The following is a 6,653-nucleotide window of genomic DNA, read 5'->3' as shown; positions in this document are numbered from 1 at the left end:
GGCTACACACCTACAATCACCACCGCGGTCACACCGCACTCAACGGCCAACCACCCGCCAGCCGCGTTCCCAACCTCTCAGGTCAGTACAACTAGTGGGCGTTCGGCTCGGGGTTGCGGCCCGGCCTCGAGAGGAACTCGAAGTCGCAGCCCTTGTCGGCCTGCGTGATGTGCTCGGAGTAGAGCGCGCCGTACCCGCGTTCGAACTTCGGCGGCGGCGGTGCCCACGCGGCGCGGCGCCGGGCCATCTCCTCGTCGGAGACCTCCACCCGCAGGACGCGCGCCGCGACGTCGAGCGTCACCAGGTCGCCGTCGCGCACCAGCGCCAGCGGGCCACCCACGTGGGCCTCCGGCGCGACGTGCAGAACGCAGGCGCCGTAGGAAGTTCCGCTCATCCGCGCGTCCGACACGCGCACCATGTCCCGGACGCCCTCCCGCAGCAGCCGGTCCGGGATGGGCAGCATCCCGTACTCCGGCATGCCGGGCCCGCCCCGCGGGCCGCCGCCGGCCAGCACGATCACCGAGTCCCCGGTGATCTCGAGCGACGGCGAGTCGATCCGCGCCTGCAGGTCCCGGTAGCCGTGGAAGACCACGGCGGGCCCGGTGTGCCGCCACAGCGCGGGGTCGGCCGCCACGTACTTGATCACCGCGCCGTCCGGGGCCAGGTTCCCCCGCAGCACGGCCAGGCCGCCCTCGGGCGAGAGCGGGTCGTCCAGGGGCCTGATCACCGCCGGGTCGTGCACCCGCGCGCCGTCGAGGTCCTCGCCGAACGTCCGCCCGGTCACCGTGACCCGGTCGAGGTGCAGCGACCCGCGCAACCGCGACAGCAGGCCGCGCACCCCGCCCGCGTGGTGGAAGTCCTCCATCAGGTGCTCGCCGGCCGGCTGGACCGAGGCGAGCACCGGGACCTCCCGCGAGAGCCGGTCGAAGTCGTCGAGGGACAACGGGATCTGCGACCGGCCCGCCATCGCGACCAGGTGGATGCAGGAGTTCGTCGACCCGCCGAGCGCGAGCACGGTCCTGACCGCGTCCTCGTAGGCCTCGCGGGACAGGACGTCGCCGATCGTCAGGCCCTCGCGGACCATCTCGACGGCCCGCGCCCCCGCCGCGGCCGCCATCCGGTGGTGCGCCGAGTCGACCGCCGGGATCGACGACGCGCCGGGCAGGGTGAGGCCGAGCGCCTCGGCGGCCGCGGTCATCGTCGACGCGGTGCCCATCGTCATGCAGGTGCCGGGGGAGCGGGCGAGGCCCTCCTGGATCTCCGCCCAGTCGCCGGAGGAGAGCGTGCCCGCCCGCTTCTCGTCCCAGAACCGCCACATGTCCGTGCCGGACGCGAGCGCCCGGCCGCGCCAGTTCCCGGGCAGCATCGGCCCGGCCGGCACGAACACCGCCGGCAGCCCCGCGGAGGCCGCGCCCATGACCAGCGCGGGCGTCGTCTTGTCGCAGCCGCCCATCAGCACGCAGCCGTCGACGGGGTAGGAGCGGAGGATCTCCTCCACCTCCATCGAGAGCAGGTTCCGGTAGAGCATCGGCGTCGGCTTCTGGAACGTCTCCGACAGCGTCGACACCGGGAACTCCAGCGGGAACCCGCCCGCCTGCCAGACGCCGCGCTCGACCTGCTGGGCCCGTTCGCGCAGGTGCATGTGGCACGGGTTGATGCCGCTCCACGTGTTGAGGATCGCGATGACGGGCTTGCCCAGGTGCTCGTCGCGGTTCACGCCGAGCTGGCGCAGGCGGGCGTTGTGCGAGTACGCCCGCAGCCCCTCGCCGTCGAACCACTCGCTGCTGCGCAGCCTCACAGCAGGCCCCACGCGTTCAGCAGCACGCCGACCGCGCTCCGGCCGGGTTCGTCGAGGGTGCTCGCGGGCGGGCGCACGTCCCGGAGGCACAACCCGAGCTGCGCCAGCGCCTCCTTCACGACGGAGACGTTGTGCGCCGACCCGTCCGCCGCCCGCAGCTCCTCGAACCCGCGGACGAACTCCCACAGCTCCATCGCCGCACCGAACTCGCCGTTCCGCAACGCGCTGAACAGCTGCACCGGCAGCTGCGGTGCCACGTTCGCGAGCCCGGAGGTGAACCCGGCGGCGCCGACCGCGAAGTAGCCCGGCGCGGACAGCTCGGCGAGCCCCGCGACCCACGTGAGCCGCTCCAGCCCGGCATCCCGCGCCACGGAGGCGAACCGCACCGGGTCCGGCACCGCGTACTTCACGCCCACGACGTTCGGGCAGGCGTCCACGAGCGCCGCGATCTGCGCACCGCCGACGCGCGGGTCGCGGACGTAGAGGACCGCGCTCAGCTCGGGCACCGAGGCCGCGACGGCCCGGTGGTAGCCGACCCACCCGTCGAGCGAGACGTACGGGTGCACCGGCTGGTGGATCATGATCCCGCGCGCGCCCGCCCGGTCGGCGAACCGCGCGGCGGCCGTGGCGGTGGCGATGTCGTGCCCCACGCCGGCGATGACCGCGGCACGGTCGCCGGCGGTGTCCACGGTGATCCGCAGCGCGCGCTCGGTCTCCGCGGGCGACAACGTGTAGAACTCGCTCGTGTTGCCGTTGGCCGTGACGACGGAGATGCCGCCGTCGACCATCCTGTCCACGACCGCGGCGTAGCCCTTCTCGTCGATCGCGCCGTCGGCGTCGAACGGCGTGACGGTGATCGCCACGACGGACGCGAGCTGGGCGGAGAGGTCATCGAACGACATCGGGGAGCTCCTCGGTGACTCGGTCGGCGAACGTCCTGATGTGGCTGCGCAGCAGTTCGAACGCGAGGTCGGCCCTGCCCCCGGCGGCGGCGGCGAGGATCGCGCGGTGTTCGGCGGCCTCGTCGTCCCACGTCGCGCGGAGGCCCCACCCGGCGACGGTGATCAGCGCCGCCTGGTCGCGCAGCCCGTCGAGCACCTCGACCAGCAGCGGGTTGCCGCACCCCGCGTAGAGCGCGCGGTGGAACCGGCGGTTGGCGAGGCTGCGGCGCGCCAGGTCGTCCACGTCCTCGAGCGCCCGCGCGGCCTCGCCGAAGTCGGCTCCCCGCCGCACCGCCCGCCGCACCGCCTCGGGCTCGAGCAGCAGGCGCACGTCGTAGACGGACGCGGCCAGCGCGGCGTCGACCGTGCGGACCGACGCGCCCCGGTAGGGGCTCATCAGCACGAGCCCCGACCCGGCGAGCGTCTTGAGCGCCTCGCGCACCGGCGTCTTCGAGACGTGGAGCGAGGCCGCGAGATCCGTTTCGACGAGCGCCTGACCGGGCTTCAGTTTTCCGTTGAGAATCGCTTCTTTGATCGATTCAAGAACAAAGTCCGTACGAGACGCGGGAGGCGCCGCCGGCCGGTCATACATCATATACGAGACCCTAGGAGCTGCGAGATCACCAGGTCAACCGGTCGGCGGAGAGTGCGGAAAATCCGTGTATCTGGTTTGAACCAACTTCCTCGCGGGCTCGTTTTGAAGGTGTTGGTCACCGCTGTGCGCGGGACTGGAGTAGGAGAAATGTGAGTGGATCGTTCCGCGTGATCGTGTCCATTGCCGCGTCCGCCAGCGCATGGCACCGAACGTCCTGGGCACCAACGAGTTGAACGAGAACGACATGCTGATGGAAGAACTGCCACCGGAGGCCGCGCTCGACGGGCCTCCGCCGAACGCGGACCACCTCCTGCGCCGCACGCTGGGGACGGTCCGCGAGGAGAGACACCGGGCCGTGCGCCGCCGTGGGCGCGTCGCGGCCGTGACCTCGACCTTCGTGGTCGCCGGCGTGCTGGCCGGCGGCGTCTGGATGGGCCAGGGACTGGGGGTGGGCGAGACCGACGCGGTCCTGAAGGGGACCTCCGAGCAGGGCGCGCAGATGGCCGTGCGGGTGACGGACACCGAGGGGGGCCTGAGACTCGTGGCCACCGTCGACGGCGTGGAGGACGGGGAAGCCTGCTGGCTGGTCGTGCACACGACGGACGGCCGGACCTTCACCGCGGGCTCGTGGAGGGCGCACGCGGGCGAGGTGACGCTGGCCGGGTCCGCGATGGTGCGGGCGGGCGACGTGGCCGGGGTCAGCGTGGTGGACCACGACCGCAGACCGCTGGTGACCGCGAGCTAGTGCGGTGACCACGATCCTCACCGCGGTGTGCGGGGTTCAGGTGGACCACGACCGCAGGGCGTTGGTGACCGCCGGCTAGAAGGCCGGGGGACCACCGCCGCGGCGGTTCCCCGCGCCTGTTGAGACGCCCGGTTCGGGCCACGGCTGAACCGGGCGTCTTCGGCGTGCGTAGGAGAAGTCGGACGGGCGCCCTGGGGGCGAGGAGTGCCGCCTGTCGCCCCGACGACTCCGATTGGCAAGCTGTAACAGTGGTCCGGAACAAACCGGTGACCGCCGCCGTGGCGGCGGTCGCGGTACTGGTGCTGGTGGCCGCCGCGATCGTGCTGTCCGGCACGTCGAGCGCCGACCGGTACGTCGAAGAGCTCGACCAGGTGGCGCACGAGCAGGAGATGCCGGGCTTCGTCGTCCGCTGCGGCACGAACTCCGAGCGTCATCTCAACGCGGACAACCCGGTCGTCTCACCAGGTATCCCGTTCGGCGCGCACCACACCCATGAGTACGTGGGCAACAAGTCAGCCGATGCGCGCTCCACGGACGAATCGCTCGCGGCCGCGCCGACGACGTGCGAGAAGGACGACCGCTCGACCTACTACTGGCCCGTGCTGCGGCTGACCGACGGCACGGGCCCGGACGCGCACGCCGAGGGCGGGGGCGTGCACGGCAACACCGGCGAGGTGCTCCAGCCGCGCAGCGTGGAGATCCGGTACGAGGGCAACCCGGTGAGCGCCGTGCTGCCGATGCCGCGGTTCCTGCGGCTGATCACCGGCGACCCGGCGGCGTTCAGCAGCGGCTTCGGGCCGAACACGCGGGCCAGGTGGGGCTGTTCCGACCAGCCGGGCCGCTACACGACGCGGTACCCGCTCTGCGGGAACGCGACGACGGTGCGCAGCTACGAGTTCGGCAGCTGCTGGGACGGCAGCAACACCGACAGCGCCTCGCACCGCACGCACGTGGTGTTCCCGGTGGCGGGCGGCGCGTGCCCGCCCAAGACGTTCCCGATCCCAAAGCTGCGCGTCGTCGTCGGCTACGACGTGCCGCCGGGCCGGCCGTTCGCGATCGACAGCTTCCCCGAGGAGCTGCGCGACCCGGCGACCGACCACGCGATGTTCATCAACGTCATGCCGGAGGCGATGATGAACGAGCTGACCGGGCACCTCAACGGTGCCCGCTAACATGCCCCGGTTCTTTTGCGTCTTTCGTTGAACCAGGACCCGCCTCCGCTCGTGTGACGGCTGAGGTCTTGAACAGGACGCCCGCACGAGGTGTTCGCGGGCGGGGAGGAGTGGGTGGATGGCGGCTTTGTTCTCCCGGAAACGGGAGACCGCGGCCGACGAGGCGCTGATCCGATCGCTCTACGAGGAGCACGGTCGGGCTCTGCTGGCCTACGCGACGCGGTTGACCGGGGATCGGGCGGCGGCCGAGGACGTGGTCCAGGAGACCCTCGTCCGGGCCTGGCGCCATCCCGACGCCCTCGTGAACGGCAAGGGGTCGGTGCGCGGCTGGCTGTTGACCGTGGCGCGCAACATCGTCACGGACCGGGTGCGCGCGAGGGCGGCGCGCCCGCAGGAGGTGGCGGAGTCCCCGGCGACGCCGCCCGTCGAACGCGACCACGCCGACCAGGTCGTCGACTCGGTCGTGGTGCTGGAGGCGCTCGACCGGCTCTCGTCGGACCACCGGGACGTGCTGATGGAGATCTACTTCCGCGGCCGTAGCGTGTCGGAGGCGGCGGAGGCGCTGGGCGTGCCACCGGGCACGGTGAAATCGAGATCGTATTACGCGTTGCGAGCCTTGAGGGAGACCTTTGGCGGTCAGAAGGTCGCACTGAAGGGGGTGGCCGGATGACCACGCAGCACGACCAGCACCTGCTGGGTGCCTACGTTCTCGGGGCACTGGACGAGCAGGAGGTGCGCGAGATGGACCAGCACCTCGCGTCCTGCCCGGACTGCGCGCGCGAGGTCGCGGAGCTCCGCGACATGGAGGCCTTCCTCGGCGAGGTTCCGCCGGAGGCCGTGCTGGACGGGCCGCCGGAAGGCGGCGACCTGTTGTTGCAGCGCACCTTGCGCCAGGTGCGCGCCGAACGCGGCGGTGTCGCACGACGCCGCCAGTTCGCGCTTGGTGCCGCGGCGGCCGTGGTGGCCGCACTGGTGCTGGGCGCCGGAGTCTTCGTCGGTAAGGCCACTTCGCCCGATGCGAACACGGCCCTTCCCACCCCGACGGTGGCACCGGACCCGGCGGGCACCAAGCTCGCCACGTTCACCGACCCCGCCACCAAGGCGTCGATGACCGTGAAGGTCGTCCCCGCCGCGGGCTGGGTGCGGACGAACATGGCGATCAGCGGTATCCCCGAGGGCGAGAAGTGCCGGATCTTCGTCGTGGCGAAGGACGGCAGCCGCCAGGAGGCGGGTTCCTGGGTGGTGTCCAAGAAGGGCGCCGCCGAGGGCACGAACCTGGACGGTTCCGCGTTGGTCGACCCCAAGGACGTGAAGTCCGTGGTGGTCGAGAACTTCGCGGGCGAGAAGTTCGTCGAGGTGCCGGTCCAGGCGTGACCGGGGGAGGGGGCCGTCCCGTGTGGAC

7 protein-coding genes are annotated in these 6,653 nt (G+C 71.9%); 4 read left to right on the top strand and 3 right to left on the bottom strand.

Features of this window, described 5'->3' with window-relative positions; genetic code table 11:
* Positions 1 to 91: 91 nt before the first annotated feature.
* The 3 genes from araD to ACFWGZ_RS38315 are packed head-to-tail and all read right to left on the bottom strand — an operon-like array spanning position 92 to position 3,331.
* On the bottom strand, positions 92 to 1,798 hold the full coding sequence (gene araD, locus ACFWGZ_RS38325; RefSeq protein ID WP_382456497.1) for an L-arabinonate dehydratase: 1,707 nt from the start codon (positions 1,796 to 1,798) through the stop codon (positions 92 to 94).
* Complete coding sequence (locus ACFWGZ_RS38320; protein ID WP_382456496.1) at positions 1,795 to 2,700, bottom strand: dihydrodipicolinate synthase family protein; 906 nt, start codon at positions 2,698 to 2,700, stop codon at positions 1,795 to 1,797. Before ACFWGZ_RS38320 ends, araD begins: the two co-directional genes overlap by 4 nt.
* A complete protein-coding gene (locus ACFWGZ_RS38315) occupies positions 2,687 to 3,331 on the bottom strand; it encodes a GntR family transcriptional regulator (protein WP_382456498.1) in 645 nt (214 codons plus the stop codon). Before ACFWGZ_RS38315 ends, ACFWGZ_RS38320 begins: the two co-directional genes overlap by 14 nt.
* A gap of 202 nt (positions 3,332 to 3,533) precedes the next feature.
* On the opposite strand from ACFWGZ_RS38315, the gene ACFWGZ_RS38310 reads away from it, so the two are divergent.
* The 4 genes from ACFWGZ_RS38310 to ACFWGZ_RS38295 all read left to right on the top strand — a co-directional run bounded on the left by ACFWGZ_RS38310 (position 3,534) and on the right by ACFWGZ_RS38295 (position 6,625).
* The gene (locus ACFWGZ_RS38310; RefSeq protein ID WP_382456495.1) at positions 3,534 to 4,079 is read left to right on the top strand and encodes an anti-sigma factor; all 546 of its coding nucleotides are present in this window, start codon (positions 3,534 to 3,536) and stop codon (positions 4,077 to 4,079) included.
* A 248-nt stretch (positions 4,080 to 4,327) separates the two neighbouring features.
* Positions 4,328 to 5,251 carry a DUF1996 domain-containing protein gene (locus tag ACFWGZ_RS38305; protein WP_382456494.1) on the top strand — a complete coding sequence of 308 codons (924 nt, stop codon included), beginning with the start codon at positions 4,328 to 4,330 and terminating at the stop codon, positions 5,249 to 5,251.
* Positions 5,252 to 5,369: 118 nt separating this feature from the next.
* Complete coding sequence (locus ACFWGZ_RS38300; RefSeq protein ID WP_382456493.1) at positions 5,370 to 5,921, top strand: sigma-70 family RNA polymerase sigma factor; 552 nt, start codon at positions 5,370 to 5,372, stop codon at positions 5,919 to 5,921.
* On the top strand, positions 5,918 to 6,625 hold the full coding sequence (locus ACFWGZ_RS38295; protein WP_382456492.1) for an anti-sigma factor family protein: 708 nt from the start codon (positions 5,918 to 5,920) through the stop codon (positions 6,623 to 6,625). Before ACFWGZ_RS38300 ends, ACFWGZ_RS38295 begins: the two co-directional genes overlap by 4 nt.
* Positions 6,626 to 6,653: the final 28 nt, after the last annotated feature.

Origin of the sequence: Lentzea sp. NPDC060358, assembly GCF_042725365.1 — a bacterium.
In the GTDB taxonomy this organism is placed as follows: domain Bacteria; phylum Actinomycetota; class Actinomycetes; order Mycobacteriales; family Pseudonocardiaceae; genus Lentzea.
The sequence above is the reverse complement of the archived record's forward strand: the minus strand, read 5'-3'. Positions and strand labels throughout refer to the sequence as shown.

What these genes read in the sequence shown, in the direction of transcription:
- ACFWGZ_RS38320 (WP_382456496.1), bottom strand. Translation starts at nt 2,700, where the DNA reads ATGTCGTTCGATGACCTCTCCGCCCAGCTCGCGTCCGTCGTGGCGATC.
- ACFWGZ_RS38315 (WP_382456498.1), bottom strand. Translation starts at nt 3,331, where the DNA reads ATGTATGACCGGCCGGCGGCGCCTCCCGCGTCTCGTACGGACTTTGTT.
- ACFWGZ_RS38310 (WP_382456495.1), top strand. Translation starts at nt 3,534, where the DNA reads ATGGCACCGAACGTCCTGGGCACCAACGAGTTGAACGAGAACGACATG.
- ACFWGZ_RS38300 (WP_382456493.1), top strand. Translation starts at nt 5,370, where the DNA reads ATGGCGGCTTTGTTCTCCCGGAAACGGGAGACCGCGGCCGACGAGGCG.
- ACFWGZ_RS38295 (WP_382456492.1), top strand. Translation starts at nt 5,918, where the DNA reads ATGACCACGCAGCACGACCAGCACCTGCTGGGTGCCTACGTTCTCGGG.